The sequence below is a fragment of the Paenibacillus sp. GM2 genome (genome assembly GCF_900069005.2).
GTDB lineage: Bacteria > Bacillota > Bacilli > Paenibacillales > Paenibacillaceae > Fontibacillus.
In genome coordinates this window covers 3,569,988-3,588,247 of sequence record NZ_LN831279.1, presented here as the reverse complement: position 1 = coordinate 3,588,247, position 18,260 = coordinate 3,569,988, and the positions used below count along the sequence as shown (strand labels likewise).

The following is an 18,260-nucleotide window of genomic DNA, read 5'->3' as shown; positions in this document are numbered from 1 at the left end:
TTAACCTTGAACGTTTGGTGGCGATGGCGGAGGGGTTCCACACGTACCCATCCCGAACACGACCGTTAAGCCCTCTAGCGCCGATGGTACTTGGACCGAAGGGTCCTGGGAGAGTAGGAAGCCGCCAAGCGAAACCCCTTAGGGGGATTTTTTTTCGCCGGTGTATTTATACATACTAGTTCGTTGAATCGTGTTCCTTTAATGAGGGCCCTTAGCTCAGTTGGTTAGAGCGCACCCCTGATAAGGGTGAGGTCGGTGGTTCGAGTCCACTAGGGCCCATTTTATATCAGTATGGGGCCATAGCTCAGCTGGGAGAGCGCCTGCCTTGCAAGCAGGAGGTCAGGAGTTCGATCCTCCTTGGCTCCACCAATATTCCCTGATAGCTCAGTTGGTAGAGCACTCGACTGTTAATCGAGTTGTCACAGGTTCGAGTCCTGTTCGGGGAGTTGCTTTCCCAGAAGGTGAAGATTTTGCTATTGAAGCTTAATCCATTCGCTTTCTGGGGACCCTAAACACATGGAGAGGTGTCCGAGTTGGCCGAAGGAGCACGATTGGAAATCGTGTAGGCGTCACAAGCGTCTCGAGGGTTCGAATCCCTCTCTCTCCGCCATGATTATCTAGCATGTTATATTTAATGTAAGGCCCGTTGGTCAAGGGGTTAAGACACCTCCCTTTCACGGAGGTAACAGGGGTTCGAATCCCCTACGGGTCACCAAGTATGGAGGCTTAGCTCAGCTGGGAGAGCATCTGCCTTACAAGCAGAGGGTCAGCGGTTCGATCCCGTTAGCCTCCACCATATATTCTAATTGACGCGGGGTGGAGCAGTCCGGTAGCTCGTCGGGCTCATAACCCGAAGGTCGTAGGTTCAAATCCTGCCCCCGCAATTAGCTTCAAGTTTTACAACTCAATGAACAACATTATGGCGGTCGTGGCGAAGGGGTTAACGCACCGGATTGTGGCTCCGGCACTCGTGGGTTCAAGTCCCATCGATCGCCCCATTTAATCTCAAAGTAGTTGTTGGGGATTAGCCAAGCGGTAAGGCAACGGACTTTGACTCCGTCACTCATAGGTTCGAATCCTATATCCCCAGCCATTTTATGAGCCATTAGCTCAGTTGGTAGAGCACCTGACTTTTAATCAGGGTGTCGAAGGTTCGAGTCCTTCATGGCTCACCAGTATTCTTCAGGAGAATACATTGTGTATGTGCGCGTGTGGCGGAATGGCAGACGCACCAGACTTAGGATCTGGCGTTTCACGACGTGGGGGTTCAAGTCCCTTCACGCGCACCATACTTTGCGGACGTGGCTCAGCGGTAGAGCATCGCCTTGCCAAGGCGAGGGTCGCGGGTTCGATTCCCGTCGTCCGCTCCATTTGCGCCCTTAGCTCAGCTGGATAGAGCGTTTGACTACGAATCAAAAGGTCAGGAGTTCGAATCTCTTAGGGCGCGCCATTTCAATTCAATAACATCATGTTTAACGGGATGTAGCTCAGCTTGGTAGAGCACCTGGTTTGGGACCNTTGGGGATTAGCCAAGCGGTAAGGCAACGGACTTTGACTCCGTCACTCATAGGTTCGAATCCTATATCCCCAGCCATTTTATGAGCCATTAGCTCAGTTGGTAGAGCACCTGACTTTTAATCAGGGTGTCGAAGGTTCGAGTCCTTCATGGCTCACCAGTATTCTCTTGAAGAATACATTGTGTATGTGCGCGTGTGGCGGAATTGGCAGACGCACTAGACTTAGGATCTAGCGTCTTTGACGTGGGGGTTCAAGTCCCTCCACGCGCACCATGCTTTGCGGACGTGGCTCAGCGGTAGAGCATCGCCTTGCCAAGGCGAGGGTCGCGGGTTCGATTCCCGTCGTCCGCTCCATTTGCGCCCTTAGCTCAGCTGGATAGAGCGTTTGACTACGAATCAAAAGGTCAGGAGTTCGAATCTCTTAGGGCGCGCCATTTCAATTCAATAACATCATGTTTGACGGGATGTAGCTCAGCTTGGTAGAGCACCTGGTTTGGGACCAGGGGGTCGCATGTTCGAATCGTGTCATCCCGACCATCATTTTGCGGGTGTAGTTCAATGGTAGAACTCCAGCCTTCCAAGCTGGTAGCGTGGGTTCGATTCCCATCACCCGCTTTGTACCTTTTAAGACTCGAAACCCTTATTTCAAGGGTTTTTTGTTTTCATAAAATTCGATAAAGCCCAAACTACTTTCTCGTAGGGGGCGTATTGTGGGGCAAATTTCTGGTTTGTTGATCAAAGTTCTCCTTGAGTATCGCTGTACTCTGAAATAAGTTTGGAATCAATAATACGTCATTAGCAAGCAGATCGGGGATACATTCAATAGATTAGCAGCTAAGCTTCCCCAATCTAATGTTTGATCGAGCCCCTTATCAAGGTGCTTTTTATTTCCCTGCAGGGGGCGGAAAAAGAAGAACACCGACATCATTCGTTCGGTGTTCTTTCGGTTTTAGCTAGTTGGAACCCATACGCCATTTTGGCCGGTATGCAAATTTTCGCTATGGTAATGTGGGAATTCGGGTCCGTAGTAATAGGTACCAGCTGAATCAGAGTATGCACAGTTTGGGGGATTGCATATAACCCCGGGAGCATAATCTGAGGTGGTATCAGCTTTTGCAGCAGCTCTGGTAGTAGTTGAGGCCAGATAAGGGAAGTACCCACTCTGGAGAATGATGTACAGGAAAATGAATAACACTAATATAATCACCGGTGAAGTATCAACTTTGCTCGTACTCAATTGTTTACCTCCTTCAGGTAAATAGTTATTGCAAGATATGAGCGGAGTGGGCTTTTTGACCTGGTCATTTGACCATATTGCGGAAAATTAATAAAAAAGAGCTATGATCATGTCAGGAAACGTGGAGCAATAAATACCGTACTCATGTTGATCTTGAGCTTCTGCTGCTCGGGGCATGGACAGGGAACGGGTAATTGATGAGCAAACTCCTAAACGTTCATAGGAAAATCCCAGATCAATGAAGACCGGTGGGATTGTTGTTTATTCCATATGGCATTCTTATTAGTGATGATGTTCATGGTGGTGGTGTCCGGAGGCTTCAGCCTTCACGGTACACAGAATCGAATTGTCATGACGATGGGCAGAAGTCTCTAATTGAATTGTCATATGATGAATGTTCTTATGTTCAAGCTCATGTTCGATTTGACGGAGCAATCGCTCACTGTCAGCAATGGACATTTGATCATCTACAACTGCATGGCAGGAAAGAGCATTTAACCCGCTTGTAATCGACCAGACGTGCAGGTCGTGAACGCTTTGAATTCCTTTTGCATGTTGGAGTGTTTGAATCACTTCGTTCATATCTACATTTTGCGGAGTTCCCTCCATCAGGACATGGAGCCCGGACTTCATAACATAATAACCGCTGCGTAATACGAGTGCGGCAACAATGACACTGGCGAGTGGATCTGCCCAGCCCCAACCGAAGAACATAATCAGCAGCGCGGCAATAATCGCACCCACAGAGCCAAGCATATCACTAATGACATGCAGATATGCTCCACGCATATTCAAGTTTTCTTCCACATCCCCACTGCGCATCATAAACCATGCTACAAAAATATTAACCAGCAAACCAATTGAAGAGATGATCAACATGCCGGTTGAAGCCACTTCAGGCGGGTTTTGAAAACGCTGGATCGCTTCATAGAAAATATAGATTGCAATGAATACGAGCGTCACCCCGTTAAGAACTGCGGCTAATATTTCAAATCGTTTGTAGCCATATGTTTTATTGTAGTTGGCCACCTTTCCGCCGAGGGTAAAAGCCAATAGTGCCACACCAAGTGAGATGGAGTCACTTAACATATGGCCTGCATCAGATAATAACGCAAGGCTGTTGGTAATAAATCCTCCAAATGCCTCAATGATCATATATCCTGTAATAATAATAAAACTTATCAGTAATGCTTTTTTATTTGCACCATGTGTATGGTCATGTCCATGATCGTGTCCCATTATATGTCTCCTCTGCATTATAGATGTACAGCATGCTCAATGGCTTTCCCCAGCAGGTTCATAACGTGATCATCATCTTCTGAATAATACAAGGTAGTGCCTGCTCTTCTAAACTTGACCAATCTTAAGTTTTTCAAAAAACGCAATTGGTGGGAAACGCTCGATTGGCTTAGATTTAGTATCTCCGCAATTTCATTGACGGAATGCTCCCCTTTACACAATAAATGCAAAATGCGGATTCTTGTTGGGTCGCTCAACGCTTTGAAGGTTTGTGAAACGACAAATAACGTTTCTTCATCCAGATCCTGCGCTCCGTCATGAAATGCTTCTTTGTATTCCTGCTCTTCACTCATTTATTATACCCCTCTGTAAGGAAAATTAGATGTATATGAACATATACTCATATTGTCATACATAGATTATAATACTCTGCACGAAATGTCAATCCGCAGGTTTCACATTTATTTCAGTCTTGCCGTTTCTCCAAAGGATCAATCATATGATCATGGGCTCCTCGATTCTCGTTACACTAATCCATCTCTTACATCCTACTTTTATTCAAATATCTAAAATAAAGAGGGATAAACCTTTAATTTGATAAGTTGTTATGTAAACGCTTTATTTCTATAATTTACAAGTAAGGAGGTGGAAAATAGAATTTTCAGGAAGAAAAAACAGTAAAAGTTACGTACTGCAAGTAAAACCGACAGAAGGATGTAGGGTAGGGCGTAGTTGCAATAATATATTAAGGAGGTATTCTATGTTCAAATTTAATAGGAAAATAATGACGGCATTACTCGTAGCAGCGATGAGTTTTAGTATGTTTGCAGTGACCTCCAGTGCAGCAACAGACTATTGGCAAAATTGGACCGATGGTGGCGGAACCGTTAATGCGGTTAATGGATCTGGCGGCAATTATAGTGTGACATGGTCAAACTCCGGCAACTTTGTTGTGGGCAAAGGCTGGGGTACGGGATCACCATCCAGAACCATCAACTACAACGCTGGCGTCTGGGCACCAAATGGCAACGGATATTTGACTCTTTATGGTTGGACAAGAAACTCGCTTATCGAATATTACGTTGTAGATAGCTGGGGAACTTACCGCCCTACTGGAACGTATAAAGGTACTGTATCAAGTGACGGGGGAACGTATGACGTTTATACAAGCATGCGGTACAATGCTCCTTCCATTGACGGTACACAAACTTTCCAACAGTTCTGGAGTGTTCGTCAGTCGAAGAGAGCGACAGGAAGCAACGTTGCTATTACGTTTAGCAACCACGTTAATGCATGGAAGAATTATGGAATGAATTTGGGCAGCAGCTGGTCTTATCAAGTGTTGGCTACAGAAGGATATCAAAGTAGCGGCAGTTCTAACGTAACGGTGTGGTAACAGGTCGACTGTAACCAGGTCGATGAACAATGCCAGGCCGTAGCTTCAAAGTTAAAGTTCTAGAGCTTTCTTAACGCTGAATAGCGCCAAAGGCCTGCCGGCCCACAAGCCGGCGGCCTTAATATATTTATTATCTTCTGTAAATGTCCAAGCTTAACCACTTTTTTCATCTATTTAAAGGAGATATATCCATGAGAAAATTATTCACTTTCCTTCTAGTAGCCCTAGTATTAGTAGTCAGCGCTTGCTCACAAGAGAGGCCTGGGAAAAATGACGCCAATCCCGGTCTTGTCTTTGTGGAAGGTGGGGCAATGACGAACACGAAGTCCAACTACTATGGAAAAAGTGTAACCATATCAAATTTCTACATTGGTAAATATGAGGTCACTCAGAAAGAGTGGGCCGAGGTTATGGGCTACAATCCATCCGGATTCCAGGGAGACCATTTGCCGGTTGAAATGGTAACCTGGTATGACGCTATTGAGTACTGCAATCAGCGAAGCGTCAAAGAGGGCCTGGAGCCATACTACATTATCGATCAGAACAACCAGGATCCGAACAATATGAGTGAGAACGATAATATGAAATGGATAGTAACGATGAATGAAGGGGCTAACGGTTACCGATTGCCGACCGAAGCCGAATGGGAATATGCTGCTGGTGGAGGTCAGTTGAGCAAGAGCTACACCTACAGTGGAAGCGATAAGGCTGATGATGTAGCATGGTATTGGAGAAATGCCGGAAATAAATACTTATCAGGGGACTGGAACTGGCCAATCATAGAAGATAATAAAAATAAAACCCAATCTGTTGGTACCAAAAAGGCTAACGAGTTAGGGCTCTACGATATGTCAGGCAATGTAAGGGAATGGTGCTGGAACTGGTATGGGGAAGATCTGGACAGCAGCAGCGGATCTTTTCGGGTGGTGAAGGGCGGCGGCTGGATCGGTGATGTTAGCAACAATGAGATTGCTTTCCGCGGCAAGTTCGAGGCGAATGGCCTTGGCCCTGACCAAGGGTTTCGAGTGGCTCGCAGTGAGTAGAATGGACAGGCCGCCATTTCACGCCAGTGACAAGTTGGTGGGAATGGGGGCTTTATTCAATTACAATTCCTATCTAACAATATCCCTGTTTGTCCAATTTTTAGGAGCGGCGGTCGTGGGGGCTGTGGAATGGGGCTTCAGGTACGGCATATCTTTAAAGCTCCTCCATGGCAGAAAGCGTAACATTTTTAATTCACACATCAGGTCGATTTGGCTATTGTAAGCAACTTGTTTCTGTTTAAAATTATAGATAGGAGTAGATTAAACAATCAATAAAAGGTGAAACCGCCTTTTCGAAATACGTTAGGAAATAATAAGGGGGATCCATTAAATGGACTATACGAAGCTTGGAAATACCGGATTGGATGTATCTCGGATCTGTCTTGGTTGTATGGGCTTCGGTGATGCAGATAAGGGGCACCATCGTTGGGTGCTTCGTGAGGAGCAAGCTCGCCCAATAATCAAAAAAGCTTTAGATAGTGGAATCAATTTTTTTGATACAGCGAATGTATATGCCGACGGGACAAGTGAGGAAATTATTGGAGGGGCTCTAAAGGATTATGCCAATCGAGATGAGATTGTTCTAGCAACCAAGGTTTATAACCGCATGCATCAAGGGCCAAACGGAGCTGGACTTTCCCGCAAAGCGATCATGAGCGAAATCGATAAGAGTCTTAAGAGATTAAAAACCGACTACGTCGATTTGTATCAAATTCATCGTTGGGATTACAATACACCTATTGAAGAGACGATGGAGGCACTGCACGATGTTGTTAAGGCTGGTAAGGCGAGATACATTGGTGCTTCTGCCATGTACGCCTGGCAGTTCCTGAAGGCGCTGCATGTGGCTGAGAAAAATGGGTGGACACGATTTGTATCCATGCAGAATCATTTAAACCTCATATACCGTGAAGAGGAACGGGAGATGCTGCCACTTTGCAAGGAAGAAAAAATCGGAGTGATTCCTTACAGCCCGCTCGCGGGAGGAAGACTGGCGCGCGAGATAACAACATACCGTGCTGAAACTGATCAAATTGCAAAACAAAAATATGATACAACAGCGGATGCGGATCAAATAGTTGTGGATCGGGTTGTAAGTCTCGCAGAGAAACATGGCGTTCGTCGCGTTCACATCGCACTTGCTTGGCTTCTGCATAAAGAACCGATAACTGCTCCCATCGTTGGGGCAACAAAAATCTCTCATCTTGAAGATGCGGAAGCGGCTCTAACCATTAAATTAACAGCCGAAGAAATTGCGTTTTTGGAAGAACCTTACGTACCGCACCAAGTCGTTGGCCATTATTAATTGAATTATTTGGTACCGCACAGTTTAGCGAATACATATGGAAAACGGGCTTGACGTGTTTTTAAGTCATTGACTGTAGTGAAATAGGGTTCGTCCAGCGAAGCAAATTATCACATAAGGTTACGTAGGAGGTAACAGTTCTGAGCGTTACCTCCTGCTTAATTCCTATTTGAGGAACTTACCTTATGAAATTTTCGGAAAATGCTTTTATTCGATCTACGAAAATTCCTTTCAATTGATCCGTTCCTTCTTTTGGTGCAGCGTGAGCCTTATAACCGCCAAACGATTCAATGCAGATAGCTGCTTCTTTTAGATCGGCGGGGATATTCCGTTCTATTATTTCTTCAGTCTCCTTTGGCTTCTCGTTACAAATGAAGTAACCCATTCTTTTTTTCAATAACTCTTGATGATTTTTTTTGATAAAATCACGAATCGGTTTATATATTTTTCCGTCCCGAACTCCCGCTCCTAAAATGATACGATCGAAATCCTCGATAGCGGGTTTCTCCATTTGAATATTACAAGTTGCACAGTTTGGAATCTCTTCAGCAAGCACTTTTATGCATTGCGCCGTGGCTCCTGTTTTCGTAGCATAGATAACTAGTACAGCCATTTAACTCATCCCTTATCCTTGGTTTTTTGGTGTTTTGTAACATAACATTATCGCGAGGAGGAGCTATTGCGTGCTTGTAAATGAAGCTGATGAATTTGCTCCTCTAAAACGGCGCTTGCTTTATTCAAGAATTGTGTAATGAGCTCAAGCTCTTCATCTGAATACGATGAAGCCAGCTTGACCATCGCTGCGTGGAGCAGAAGGTATGTCTTACGAACTTCTTCTTTATCCTCATATAGTGGTACAATAATCACTTTGCGACGGTCATGGGGGTCAGGTTGTCTTTGCACAAATCCGTTTTTTTCCAGCCGGTCGATTAATGAAGTAACGCTGCCTGTCGTAAGTCCGGTTAGCCTGGACAGTTCTCCGGCAGTGATAGGACCTTTTTCATGCAGGATATCAACGGATAGAAAGTCATTATTGTAGAGACCTAAGACAGCAGCTACACTTTGCTGGTAAAGTATCGTTCTGTTTCCTAATCCGCGCATACTCATCGTCAGGTTTTCTTGCAACTCCGAGGGTTGTTCAGGTATATTGCTTGACAAAAATAGCCCTCCTTGAATTTTAATAAATCTTGATTATCAAGATACTTAATTATCAAGATACTTTAATATGCTTTTGCTGTCAAATATTTAGCGATAATTGAGATTGCTTTCCGCGGCAAGTTAGAGGCGAATGGCTTTGGTCCTGACCAAGGGGTTTCGAGTAGCTCGCAGTGAATAGATAAGGTATATAGCAAAGCAGTTGCGCTTGGACATATTAGACAAACATTGATGTTATAATATTGGGAAGAAAATGATGGAGAGGGACCAGCTATGGACACGAACAAGATAACCTATGAATCAATCGATCATTATATTGCCACATTCCCACCGGACATTCAGGAGATTCTGGAGAAGATCCGCCAGGTCATTCGTGAAGCGGCACCTGAAGCTGTGGAGAAGATCAGCTACCAAATGCCGACATTTGCGCAACAGGGCAATGTAGTCCATTTTGCAGCGTTCAAGAATCATATTGGCTTCTATCCGGCACCTAGCGGGATTAATGAATTTGAGCAAGAGCTAGCACCTTATAAAGCGGGTAAAGGAACGATCCAGTTCCCTTTCGGCCAGCCAATCCCCTATGACTTGATCACCAAGATTGTGAAGTTCCGAGTGTCCGAGAATATAGCCAAAGCCGAACGTAAGGCGAAGCAGAAAAAAAAATAATGTTCTCCGCGGCCGAGGCTGCCATTTAACCCTAGCGATAAGCAGGTAAGAATGGCGGTTTTTTTGCGTGGTAAGAGAGGTAGAGCCTTTGGGTACATATTGTAATAAATTAACAATTAAAAATCCTGTTTATTGAGTCCTTCTTATATACGGAGAGGCAGGAATGTGAGATAATCATAAATGTTTTTTTGCTAAAATAGCCAAGAAGGGAGGAGAACTAGAATGAATGCCATACATCAGCAGGTATTTGATATTTTGAACAGGATGGGAATTGAATATGGGTTTGTGGAACATCCAGTCGTATATACAATAGAAGAAATGGAGCAACTCCCAATAGACAATAGGGAAGCGATTGCGAAAAATCTGTTCATCCGGGATGACAAGAAGAAGAGATATTTTATCATCGTGCTGCAAAAGGAGAAGACCGTTAATCTGAAAAGTTTAAGACAAGGATTAAACTGTCGACCGCTTAGCTTTGCTTCCGAAGAGGATTTGCACAGATACTTGAATCTGAATAAAGGAGCTGTTACCCCCTTAGGGATTTTGAACGATGAGACTCGTAGAGTAGAGGTTGTAATCGATCAAGATATTTTGCAGTTTAACCAAGTTGGAGTACATCCGAATGATAATACTGCAACCATCTGGCTTCGTCCGCAAGATTTAGAAGCAGTCATTAAGAGCCGAGGAAATAAGATTTGTTACATAGAAATCTAGGGCCTGCTAGACTCTAGCGGGTCTTTTTTTGACTTTTTAAGGCAGAGGAATAGAGGAGATTTTTGTTTGACAGAAATAAGGGTTTCATCCATAATGTTATTCATACTAATCTTATCTGTTTTATATGAGAAGGGGGAAGAGGCATGAAAAGGTTCCAATCATCTGTAAGAAAATCAATTTGGGCAGGGACATTGGCAGTTCTATTGTTGGTATTAATTGCAGGATGCGCCGGAAACAAAAATGCTCCTGCTGCGAATAAAGATGCTCAGCAAAATGCGAATCAGGAAAAGAACCAAAGTGCTAATACAGGCGAGCCTGCGGCGGGAGGTACCTTTGTCTACGGGCGGTCGGCTTCCGTAAATTCGCTTGATCTGCATAATCAGATTACAGCAAACAATGCTTTTGCCATTGATAAAATATTTGAACCCCTCGTTGCCTTTGATAGCAAAGGCGAGATTGTCGATTGGCTCGCCAAGTCGCATAACATTAGTGACGACGGACTGGCCTATACCTTTGTGCTGCGCGATGGCCTGAAATTTTCCAACGGGACGGATGTTACTGCGGAGGACGCCGTATTCTCGCTGCAGCGGCATTTGACTGTTGGCGGTCCACTTGCTATAGCGGCCAAGGTTGACACCATCAAAGCGGAGGATAATCACACGCTGGTCATTACGCTGAAGGAGTCGTATACCCCGTTCATCTCCGAGTTGTCCAACTTCTCCAACGGTATCCTTCCGAACAATTTCGGTGGGGTTTCTGAGGAGGAGTTCTTCAAGAAGCCTGTGGGCACAGGGCCCTTCGTTGTAGAGCAATGGGACCCGGCTGGCGATCTGACTTTTGCCAAGAACCCGTACTATTGGCAGGAAGGGAAGCCGTATATGGATAAGCTGGTCTACAAGCTGATAGAAGACGACAGTCAGGCGATCAATCAATTGAAGGCGGGAGAGATCGACGGCATCGAATCGCTTGCTCTGCAAAATGCCGAAGAGATCAAGAATGGCGCTGACACTACCGTAGTAACAAATGGCAGCTGGGTGACTGAACAGTTGTTCTTCAATACGTTAGATCCACATTTCTCCGATGTTCATGTTCGCCGGGCTCTAGCCTTGGCCATCGATCGTGAAGGCTTGACCAAGGCGCTAACCTTCGGCTATGCGCAAACGGCGAATTCATTGCTGCCAACGGCAATCCCATATCATTCAAATGATACGATCAAAGCGTTGAACTTTGATTTGAATGCTGCCAAGGAGGAGTTGGCCAAATCAGCCTTCCCTGATGGATTCAGCACAAAATTGCTTGTAGCCTCCGGCAATAGTACAAGGGCCCAAGAGGCGCAAATTATCCAGGCGGCGGGCAAGGAGATCGGGATTAATATTGAGATTGAATCGATCGAATTAGCCACTTTCCGGGAACGTTTCTTCGCTTACGATTTCTCGGCTATGCTTAACAGCGGGCAGGCGGATTCTCCTGATGCGAACTCGATTATCGCCTTCCAGACCGATCCGGAAGGATTCAGTAAATCGTACTGGACGCATTATACGAATGAGAAAGTAACCAAGCTTCTGCATGAGGGGCAGAAGACGCCGGATGGGGATGGCCGTGCGAAGGTCTATTCAGATCTGCTGCAAATTGTTGCGGACGAAGTGCCGTACATCCCGCTTTATTATCCGGACATCCTGAAAGGCGTTCGTTCTTCAGTCGATAGCTTCGTCGTCTTGCCTAACGGTAGTGTTCGCTTTGAAGAAGTTCATGTTAAACAATGATGAGAGTAAGCAAGACATTAAATAAATCGCCGGGTGGCAATGTATCCGGCAGTTGGCTCATATTGGCTGTTGTCCGCGCGTTAGTTGTGATCCTATGTGTGATGACAACCGTATTTTTCATCATCCGTATTGTTCCGGGGGATCCCGCAAAAATGATTCTGGGAGAATATAGCACACCTGAAGCTATCCAGAAGATGCGTCATACGCTTGGGCTGGATCTTCCTCTATGGGAGCAATTCTTCCGATTCGTCAAGACACTGTTCACTCAAGGAGATACGGGAAATTCCATTATTGCCGGAACCTCAACCAGAGCATTAATCGCCGAACGGGCTCCCGTTACCCTGCTTCTGATTGGGATGGCTTGTGTTCTGGCAGTGGTGGTTGCGCTTCTATTAGCTGTGCTTGCTGCTACACACAAGGATCGGCTTGCGGATCATCTAATACGGGTTATCCCTACAATAACGCTGGGCATGCCCGTTTTCTGGGTTGGCTTGCTATTGATCCTGCTCTTTAGCGTCCGTCTTCACTGGTTTCCCGTTGGCGGGATCGGGGAAGGCTGGACCGGAACTTTATACAGTCTTACGCTGCCGGCGATTACCGTCGCTTTCTCTCAGATCCCTACGCTGGTTCGTTCATTAAGAGCGCAGATGCTTGAGGTGCTGGAGTCCGATTTTGTAGTTACCTTAAAAGCTGCGGGGATACCAAGCCGGGTAGTTCTGTTTAAGCATGTGCTGCGCAACTCGGCTCTTCCGACACTGATGCTGCTGGGCGTGAATATCTCTTATTTGATCGGCGGCACGCTGGTCGTTGAACAGGTATTTGGCATTAAAGGGATTGGAAGCCTGCTGTTCAGCTCCATCGCGAAACGGGACTTCCCGGTTATTCAAGGAATAGCACTATATTGCGCAGTAGCTGTTGTGATCATCAGTTTGCTGATTGAAATAATATCCTGGTGGCTTGACCCCAGAACGAGGGGAAAACAATGAATCCTATCCAAATAGACTCTCCAAGGCCTATGGGCGGAAGGAAAATAAGCCTGGCAAGCCGGGTATGGAACACTCCCTCTCTTCTGGTCGGAGGCCTTATGTTTGCCGTACTTATCGGGCTGGCGCTGTTTATTCCTTTCATTAGTCCTTATCAGCCCTCGGAGCAAAATTTAAGCGCCTTTTTGCAGCCTCCCTCACCGGAGCATTGGCTGGGGACGGATCAGCTTGGGCGCGATTTGTTTACAAGATTGATCTATGCTGCGCGAACTGACCTGAAAATTATGGTCCTGGCGGAAATCATCCCGTTCTGCACGGGAGTATTTCTAGGCATGCTGGCAGGTTATTACGGGAAATGGCTTAATACCATGATTTCGCTGCTGACGGATACGCTGATCGCGTTTCCTTTTTATTTAATCGTCATTATCGTAGCCTTTGCCAGCGGAGCGGGAGAACGAGGCATTTATATCACCTTTATGCTGGTAGGATGGATCGTATTTGCCCGTGTGGTAAAAGGTCTCAGCGCTTCGTTCCGCGAACAGGAATGGGTCGCATCCGCACGGACTTTAGGGCTGCCAGGAGTAAGAATCATCCTGCGCCATCTGCTGCCCAATGTGCTGCCGCAAGCGATTGTGGTATTGATGACGGACATGATCGGCCTGCTTGTGGCGATCGTTACGCTCGGTTATCTGGGTATCGGCATTACACCGCCAACCCCGGATTGGGGGACGATGATTGCGGACGGGCGTTCCTTTATTACGACAGCCTGGTGGCTCTCGGCAGTTCCGGGTCTGGCTGTAGTGTATACGGGGATTGCGTTGTCTCTGGTGGGTGACGGCTTGGCAGACTTATGGAGGAAAAAATAATGACTGCTAACACGGTGTTACAGGTTGAGGCCTTATCATTGGCTGCTAAATCCAAGAAATTAGTTGATAATGTCAGCTTCTCGTTGGGTAAAGGAGAAAGCCTCGGCCTGGTTGGCGAATCAGGCTCCGGCAAATCACTTACGCTGCGTGCAATTCTCGGACTGCTTCCCCGCGGTATTGAGCAGACGGGAGGAGTCATCAAGAGCGACGTGAGCAGCGCCATGGTATTTCAAGACCCGAGAGGTGCTCTGGACCCGCTCTGCCCGGTTGTGGCCCAGGTGGCGGAGGTCATTTATTATCGGCAAAAAGCAAGCCGGAAGGCTTCCCGCATTCAAGCGCTTGAATTGCTCGAAATGCTGGGCCTCCCCGATTCTTTGAAAAGGTCAGACCGTTATCCGAGCCAGCTTTCGGGCGGTCAATGCCAACGGATTGTCATCGCTATGGCCTTGGCATGCAAGCCCGGCATTTTGCTCTGCGATGAGCCAACAACGGCGCTGGACGTGACGGTACAGCAGCAGATTATCGAGACGATCATAAATCTACAACGTGAACTAGGGTTTGCCATGGTGTTTGTCACCCATAATCTCGCGATTGCCGCGGCTCTATGTTCCAAGCTGTGTGTGATGAAAGAGGGACAGATTGTTGAGCATGATGATACGCTCAGTCTTTTGCAAAACCCTACCCATCCTTACACGCGGATGCTGCTTGATTCGGTGCTTGCTTTACCGGAGCTTGAAGGGAGTGAACAGTGATGGAGCCAGCTTTGCAGGTGAAAAATATAACGGTTCAATATGGCGGGTTTACCGCGCTGAACCATGTTGATCTGAATATTGAGCAGCATACGACCCTTGGCCTTGTCGGAGAATCCGGCTCGGGGAAATCCACCCTGGCCCGCGTCATTGCCGGCTTAATCGTTCCCGATGAGGGGGAGATCCGGCTCGGATCGCAGCCATTGAAGAAGAAGAGGAGCCGCGAGCAGCACAAGAATGTGCAGATGATCTTTCAGAACCCGGACGCATCGCTGAATCCGAAGCATTCGATCCGGCAGATTCTATCTGAAGCGCTGTTATTTCATAGAATCGTAGAGCGGCGTCAGGTCGAACAGAGATGTAAAGAGCTCCTGGAGCGTGTTCATATCGAAGAGGGAGCTTTAGACAGATATCCCTATGAATTTTCCGGGGGCCAGCGGCAGCGGATTGCGATTGCGCGCGCATTAAGCGTGGAGCCAAGCCTGCTGATTGCCGATGAACCAACGAGCGCGCTGGATGTGTCTGTTCAACGGAGTGTGCTTGAATTGTTTCATACGCTCAAGGAGGAGCTTAATCTCACCATGCTGTTTATCTCCCATGATTTGGGGGTTATTCATGCGATCAGCGATAACGTAGCGGTTATGAGGCAGGGGAGAGTGATAGAGGTCAATTCCAAGTCTAAATTCTTTGTCCGGCCCGAGACGGATTATAGCCGTGAGCTGTTGTCCGCAGTGCCGCGAATACCAACATCAAGCAGATCAGGAGGTTCATATGAGCAGAGAATTTAAAGGCTATGTACCGCTCTCACAAGTCGAGTTCGATACACTTACCGGGCTGTTCTCCAAACTTTTGCATACGCAGCATCCGCCTGTCATCATTCCCGGGGAAGCGATCTTGGGTATTGAGGCGATGGCAGCAGGGATCGCTGCGCCCGGCAGGACGATTTTGAATATAGTAACCGGCCCTTACGGAAGCTTATTTGGAGGTTGGCTTGAGCGTGGCGGAGCAACCGTTGCCGAGGTGAGGGTCCCTTTTGATGAAGTGGTTACCGTAGAGGCGGTTGCTGCAGCGATTGAGCGGTTTAAGCCATGTGCGCTTTCTTTTGTCCAGGCAGAAGTGGTTACAGGCGGGGCGAACCCCGCTGAAGAGATATTAAAGCTTGCCCGCGACTACAACCTTATTACGGTGATGGATTCCGTCTCAGCGGTCGGGGGAGAGACGCTGCGGGTGGATGATTGGGGTGTCGACATTGTGGCAGTAGGAGCGCAGAAGGCTTTGGCCGGACCTAACGGTGTCAGCGCGGTCGGTATCTCACCACGCGGCTGGGAATTCATGGAGTCCAATGCAAATGCGCCGCGTAATTCGATCTTATCCTTGCTTGATTTGAAGCCAGTCATGGATGGTGGAGAAGCGCCAGTGCGTGTTCCTGCCAACCTTCCAACGCTGGAGGCCAGGGCACTGGTCACAGCTTTGACCCTTGTTGAGGAAGAAGGTTTAGCACAAGTGATTCGACGTCATCAATTGGCTGCATCCTCTGCCGTTGCCGGCATTAAAGCCTTGGGGCTGGAGCCTTGGCAGAAGGATGGCAGATATTATTCCAAGCTGACGACGACGGTGCGGATTGCCGATGAGCAGAGTTTGCTTATCGAGCGCCCTGTTGGCATCGTGGCCCCGGGGGATGGTGAATTGTTCGGCCAGCTTCTGCGGATTAACCATTTTGGGGCTAATGCTAGTCGGCAAAGTGTGGAGGAAGCGATTGAGGCAATTGGTAAGTTAGTAGAGCGGGACGCGGATGCCGCGGTTGAGAGGGTCCGGCAGGTCTGGGAGGCAGGACATGATCAATAAGCATCCGCGCGAACAAACCTTTAATCGTATTTTTATAGCAGGGATTGGAGACAAACGCTTTGATATTGCCATCAAGGATGGGCGGTTTTCCTCAATTGTGGAATCGGGGCGGGAAGATGGCGAGTTGGCTCCGTCAGGACAGGATTTATGGATCAGTCCGGGAGTCATTGATCTTCATACCCACCTGGCTTGGACAGACTTTGATCATGATGATCAATTGAGGCGCGATGCCCGGGAGATCGAAACTATGCAAGCTGAAGCCTTTGCGGCTACGCTGCGGACCGGTGTAACGACGGCCCGCGATGCGGGCGGGCTCCTCCCAGGCACCGTGGCCCATCTCGTTCAGCATTATGGTCAGCCATTAAGGGTACAGACCAGCAGTGATATGCTGGGGGCAGCAGATGCCCGTGGGGTGAAGTATTTGGAGCAACGTATGAAGCAGATCTTCGAGACAGGGGCAGGCTGGATTAAGATTATGGCGACAGGCGGTCTTGGTGCACCTGCTGAAAAGGTGCTTGATCCAAATTTTTCGCAGGAAGAGTTCTCTTTCATCGTCCGCCATGCGCATGCTCATCATAAAAAGGTGATGGTTCACACCTGGGGCGGAGTAACGATTGACTGGTCCATCCAGGCCAAGGTGGAATCCATCGAGCATGGAATGTACCTGACCGAGGAGCAGGCGAACGGGTTAGCTCAATCGGGCGTAGCTTATGTGCCTACCGCTTCGATATATCGCATTGCTGCTGACCCGTCAGGCGTGCTGGCATTGCCTCCGGTCATTTGCGATCGCGCCGCTCGCGCTGCGGAAGCCCATCCTGATGCGGTTCGCTATGCCAGGAGAGCGGGGGTCCACATCGGATTTGGCACGGATTATGCCACGCCCGCGCTTCATGGGTACAACCTTCAGGAGCTGGACACGCTGCTCGATTATGGGTTGACCCGGGCGGAAGCGTGGCAGGCCGCCACGGCGGGTGCCGCCGAAATTCTCGGCAGCGGCCATGAATTGGGACAAATCGCCGAAGGATATTTGGCCGATGCGATTATTTTCGATGCCGATCCATATCAGGCAGCTGACGCGGCTCAGCTTCGGCAGAGCATGGTCTCCGTCATAACCGGAGCCGCCGAAGCGGACTTGATATAGGGCGTAGCTCAGCGGAGCCTAGCTTGCAGCCTTAGTCGCTGCATCGTTATGCAACCAGAGTGGAACTCTATCGAACGTAGTATCGTCGTTATTCGGGGCAAAAGAGGCATCGTGGAACTCAAGTGAAATGAGGCATCGCCATTTGAGCCCAAAGGGGCATCTGGGAACTCTATCGAAATGAGGTATCGTTATTTTGAGCCAAAAGGGTCACCTGGGAACTCTGCCGAAACGTGGTATCGTTATTAGAGCCAAATTGGGCACCTGAGAACTCTACCGAAATGAGGTATCGTTATTCAGACCAAACGGGCACCTGAGAACTCTAACGAAACGTGGTATTGTTATTCAGACCAAACGGGCACCTGAGAACTCTAACGAAACGTGGTATCGCTATTCAGGCCAAAAGGGGCCTCTGAAAAATCTAACGAAACAGGGTATCGTTATTTAGCCCAAATAGGCCCTTAAAGCCTGTTTTTGATCCAAATAACGATACGTAGTTTCGTTAGATTTTTTTTGCCGCTGTTTTTGTGGAAATAACGATTTGTAGTTTCGCTAGAGAAACTCACGGGTGTAGCTTTAGGCTGAGCGGCCAATTGATGCGCATTCGCATTTTCTACAACCAAAAATCAAGGGCGATTTTTGC

At 47.6% G+C, this 18,260-nt stretch carries 16 protein-coding genes, 20 tRNA genes and 1 rRNA gene; 33 read left to right on the top strand and 4 right to left on the bottom strand.

Annotation, left to right across the window (positions count from 1 at the left end):
• Positions 1 to 13 precede the first annotated feature (13 nt).
• The 21 genes from rrf to BN1360_RS25690 all read left to right on the top strand — a co-directional run bounded on the left by rrf (position 14) and on the right by BN1360_RS25690 (position 2,132).
• Positions 14 to 130 (top strand): 5S ribosomal RNA (gene rrf / locus BN1360_RS25790).
• A gap of 75 nt (positions 131 to 205) precedes the next feature.
• Positions 206 to 279: transfer RNA gene (locus BN1360_RS25785), tRNA-Ile, on the top strand.
• Positions 280 to 293: 14 nt separating this feature from the next.
• Positions 294 to 369 (top strand) — tRNA-Ala (locus BN1360_RS25780).
• A gap of 4 nt (positions 370 to 373) precedes the next feature.
• A tRNA-Asn gene (locus BN1360_RS25775) sits at positions 374 to 446 on the top strand.
• A gap of 72 nt (positions 447 to 518) precedes the next feature.
• A tRNA-Ser gene (locus BN1360_RS25770) sits at positions 519 to 610 on the top strand.
• Between the two features lie 30 nt (positions 611 to 640).
• Positions 641 to 715: transfer RNA gene (locus BN1360_RS25765), tRNA-Glu, on the top strand.
• A 5-nt stretch (positions 716 to 720) separates the two neighbouring features.
• A tRNA-Val gene (locus BN1360_RS25760) sits at positions 721 to 796 on the top strand.
• A 14-nt stretch (positions 797 to 810) separates the two neighbouring features.
• Positions 811 to 884, top strand: a tRNA-Met gene (locus BN1360_RS25755).
• 38 nt (positions 885 to 922) lie between these two features.
• Positions 923 to 998, top strand: a tRNA-His gene (locus BN1360_RS25750).
• Between the two features lie 20 nt (positions 999 to 1,018).
• A tRNA-Gln gene (locus BN1360_RS25745) sits at positions 1,019 to 1,093 on the top strand.
• 6 nt (positions 1,094 to 1,099) lie between these two features.
• Positions 1,100 to 1,175, top strand: a tRNA-Lys gene (locus tag BN1360_RS25740).
• Positions 1,176 to 1,205: 30 nt separating this feature from the next.
• Positions 1,206 to 1,289 (top strand) — tRNA-Leu (locus BN1360_RS25735).
• 6 nt (positions 1,290 to 1,295) lie between these two features.
• Positions 1,296 to 1,370: transfer RNA gene (locus BN1360_RS25730), tRNA-Gly, on the top strand.
• Positions 1,371 to 1,373: 3 nt separating this feature from the next.
• Positions 1,374 to 1,450: transfer RNA gene (locus tag BN1360_RS25725), tRNA-Arg, on the top strand.
• 69 nt (positions 1,451 to 1,519) lie between these two features.
• Positions 1,520 to 1,594 (top strand) — tRNA-Gln (locus BN1360_RS25720).
• 6 nt (positions 1,595 to 1,600) lie between these two features.
• Positions 1,601 to 1,676 (top strand) — tRNA-Lys (locus BN1360_RS25715).
• A gap of 30 nt (positions 1,677 to 1,706) precedes the next feature.
• Positions 1,707 to 1,790 (top strand) — tRNA-Leu (locus tag BN1360_RS25710).
• A 6-nt stretch (positions 1,791 to 1,796) separates the two neighbouring features.
• A tRNA-Gly gene (locus BN1360_RS25705) sits at positions 1,797 to 1,871 on the top strand.
• A gap of 3 nt (positions 1,872 to 1,874) precedes the next feature.
• Positions 1,875 to 1,951 (top strand) — tRNA-Arg (locus BN1360_RS25700).
• Between the two features lie 26 nt (positions 1,952 to 1,977).
• A tRNA-Pro gene (locus BN1360_RS25695) sits at positions 1,978 to 2,054 on the top strand.
• 7 nt (positions 2,055 to 2,061) lie between these two features.
• Positions 2,062 to 2,132: transfer RNA gene (locus BN1360_RS25690), tRNA-Gly, on the top strand.
• A 904-nt stretch (positions 2,133 to 3,036) separates the two neighbouring features.
• Here the strand turns inward: BN1360_RS25690 and BN1360_RS25685 are convergent.
• Positions 3,037 to 3,993, bottom strand: a complete 957-nt coding sequence (locus tag BN1360_RS25685; protein ID WP_068782706.1) for a cation diffusion facilitator family transporter — start codon at positions 3,991 to 3,993, stop codon at positions 3,037 to 3,039.
• Positions 3,994 to 4,010: 17 nt separating this feature from the next.
• Positions 4,011 to 4,346 (bottom strand): ArsR/SmtB family transcription factor, encoded by a 336-nt coding sequence (locus BN1360_RS25680; protein ID WP_068782705.1) that lies wholly within the window; start codon positions 4,344 to 4,346, stop codon positions 4,011 to 4,013.
• 407 nt (positions 4,347 to 4,753) lie between these two features.
• Here BN1360_RS25680 and BN1360_RS25675 point away from each other — a divergent pair, with 407 nt between their 5' ends.
• From BN1360_RS25675 to BN1360_RS25665, 3 genes are all read left to right on the top strand, one after another.
• Positions 4,754 to 5,389, top strand: coding sequence for a glycoside hydrolase family 11 protein (locus tag BN1360_RS25675; RefSeq protein ID WP_068782704.1), 636 nt, complete (start codon positions 4,754 to 4,756; stop codon positions 5,387 to 5,389).
• Positions 5,390 to 5,580: 191 nt separating this feature from the next.
• Complete coding sequence (locus BN1360_RS25670; protein WP_068782703.1) at positions 5,581 to 6,432, top strand: formylglycine-generating enzyme family protein; 852 nt, start codon at positions 5,581 to 5,583, stop codon at positions 6,430 to 6,432.
• A gap of 331 nt (positions 6,433 to 6,763) precedes the next feature.
• Positions 6,764 to 7,738 (top strand): aldo/keto reductase, encoded by a 975-nt coding sequence (locus tag BN1360_RS25665; protein ID WP_068782702.1) that lies wholly within the window; start codon positions 6,764 to 6,766, stop codon positions 7,736 to 7,738.
• Positions 7,739 to 7,916: 178 nt separating this feature from the next.
• Here the strand turns inward: BN1360_RS25665 and BN1360_RS25660 are convergent, their stop codons facing one another.
• Positions 7,917 to 8,351, bottom strand: a complete 435-nt coding sequence (locus BN1360_RS25660) for a flavodoxin domain-containing protein (protein WP_068782701.1) — start codon at positions 8,349 to 8,351, stop codon at positions 7,917 to 7,919.
• 47 nt (positions 8,352 to 8,398) lie between these two features.
• Positions 8,399 to 8,896, bottom strand: a complete 498-nt coding sequence (locus BN1360_RS25655; RefSeq protein ID WP_068782700.1) for a MarR family winged helix-turn-helix transcriptional regulator — start codon at positions 8,894 to 8,896, stop codon at positions 8,399 to 8,401.
• A 270-nt stretch (positions 8,897 to 9,166) separates the two neighbouring features.
• Here BN1360_RS25655 and BN1360_RS25650 point away from each other — a divergent pair, with 270 nt between their 5' ends.
• The 9 genes from BN1360_RS25650 (at position 9,167) to BN1360_RS25610 (ending at position 17,620) form a co-directional block, all read left to right on the top strand.
• The gene (locus BN1360_RS25650) at positions 9,167 to 9,559 is read left to right on the top strand and encodes an iron chaperone (RefSeq protein ID WP_068782699.1); all 393 of its coding nucleotides are present in this window, start codon (positions 9,167 to 9,169) and stop codon (positions 9,557 to 9,559) included.
• A 222-nt stretch (positions 9,560 to 9,781) separates the two neighbouring features.
• Entirely contained in the window at positions 9,782 to 10,273 is a 492-nt protein-coding gene (locus BN1360_RS25645) for a prolyl-tRNA synthetase associated domain-containing protein (RefSeq protein ID WP_068782698.1), read from the top strand.
• Positions 10,274 to 10,416: 143 nt separating this feature from the next.
• The gene (locus BN1360_RS25640; protein WP_068782697.1) at positions 10,417 to 12,036 is read left to right on the top strand and encodes an ABC transporter substrate-binding protein; all 1,620 of its coding nucleotides are present in this window, start codon (positions 10,417 to 10,419) and stop codon (positions 12,034 to 12,036) included.
• On the top strand, positions 12,033 to 13,022 hold the full coding sequence (locus BN1360_RS25635) for an ABC transporter permease (RefSeq protein ID WP_229521112.1): 990 nt from the start codon (positions 12,033 to 12,035) through the stop codon (positions 13,020 to 13,022). The genes BN1360_RS25640 and BN1360_RS25635 overlap by 4 nt, the downstream gene beginning before the upstream one ends.
• Positions 13,019 to 13,885, top strand: a complete 867-nt coding sequence (locus BN1360_RS25630; RefSeq protein ID WP_324254316.1) for an ABC transporter permease — start codon at positions 13,019 to 13,021, stop codon at positions 13,883 to 13,885. The genes BN1360_RS25635 and BN1360_RS25630 overlap by 4 nt, the downstream gene beginning before the upstream one ends.
• Positions 13,885 to 14,637, top strand: a complete 753-nt coding sequence (locus tag BN1360_RS25625) for an ABC transporter ATP-binding protein (protein ID WP_068782695.1) — start codon at positions 13,885 to 13,887, stop codon at positions 14,635 to 14,637. Before BN1360_RS25630 ends, BN1360_RS25625 begins: the two co-directional genes overlap by 1 nt.
• Complete coding sequence (locus BN1360_RS25620) at positions 14,637 to 15,422, top strand: ABC transporter ATP-binding protein (protein ID WP_068782694.1); 786 nt, start codon at positions 14,637 to 14,639, stop codon at positions 15,420 to 15,422. The genes BN1360_RS25625 and BN1360_RS25620 overlap by 1 nt, the downstream gene beginning before the upstream one ends.
• Positions 15,406 to 16,479 (top strand): pyridoxal-phosphate-dependent aminotransferase family protein, encoded by a 1,074-nt coding sequence (locus BN1360_RS25615; protein ID WP_068782693.1) that lies wholly within the window; start codon positions 15,406 to 15,408, stop codon positions 16,477 to 16,479. Before BN1360_RS25620 ends, BN1360_RS25615 begins: the two co-directional genes overlap by 17 nt.
• A complete protein-coding gene (locus tag BN1360_RS25610; RefSeq protein ID WP_068782692.1) occupies positions 16,469 to 17,620 on the top strand; it encodes an amidohydrolase family protein in 1,152 nt (383 codons plus the stop codon). Before BN1360_RS25615 ends, BN1360_RS25610 begins: the two co-directional genes overlap by 11 nt.
• Positions 17,621 to 18,260: the final 640 nt, after the last annotated feature.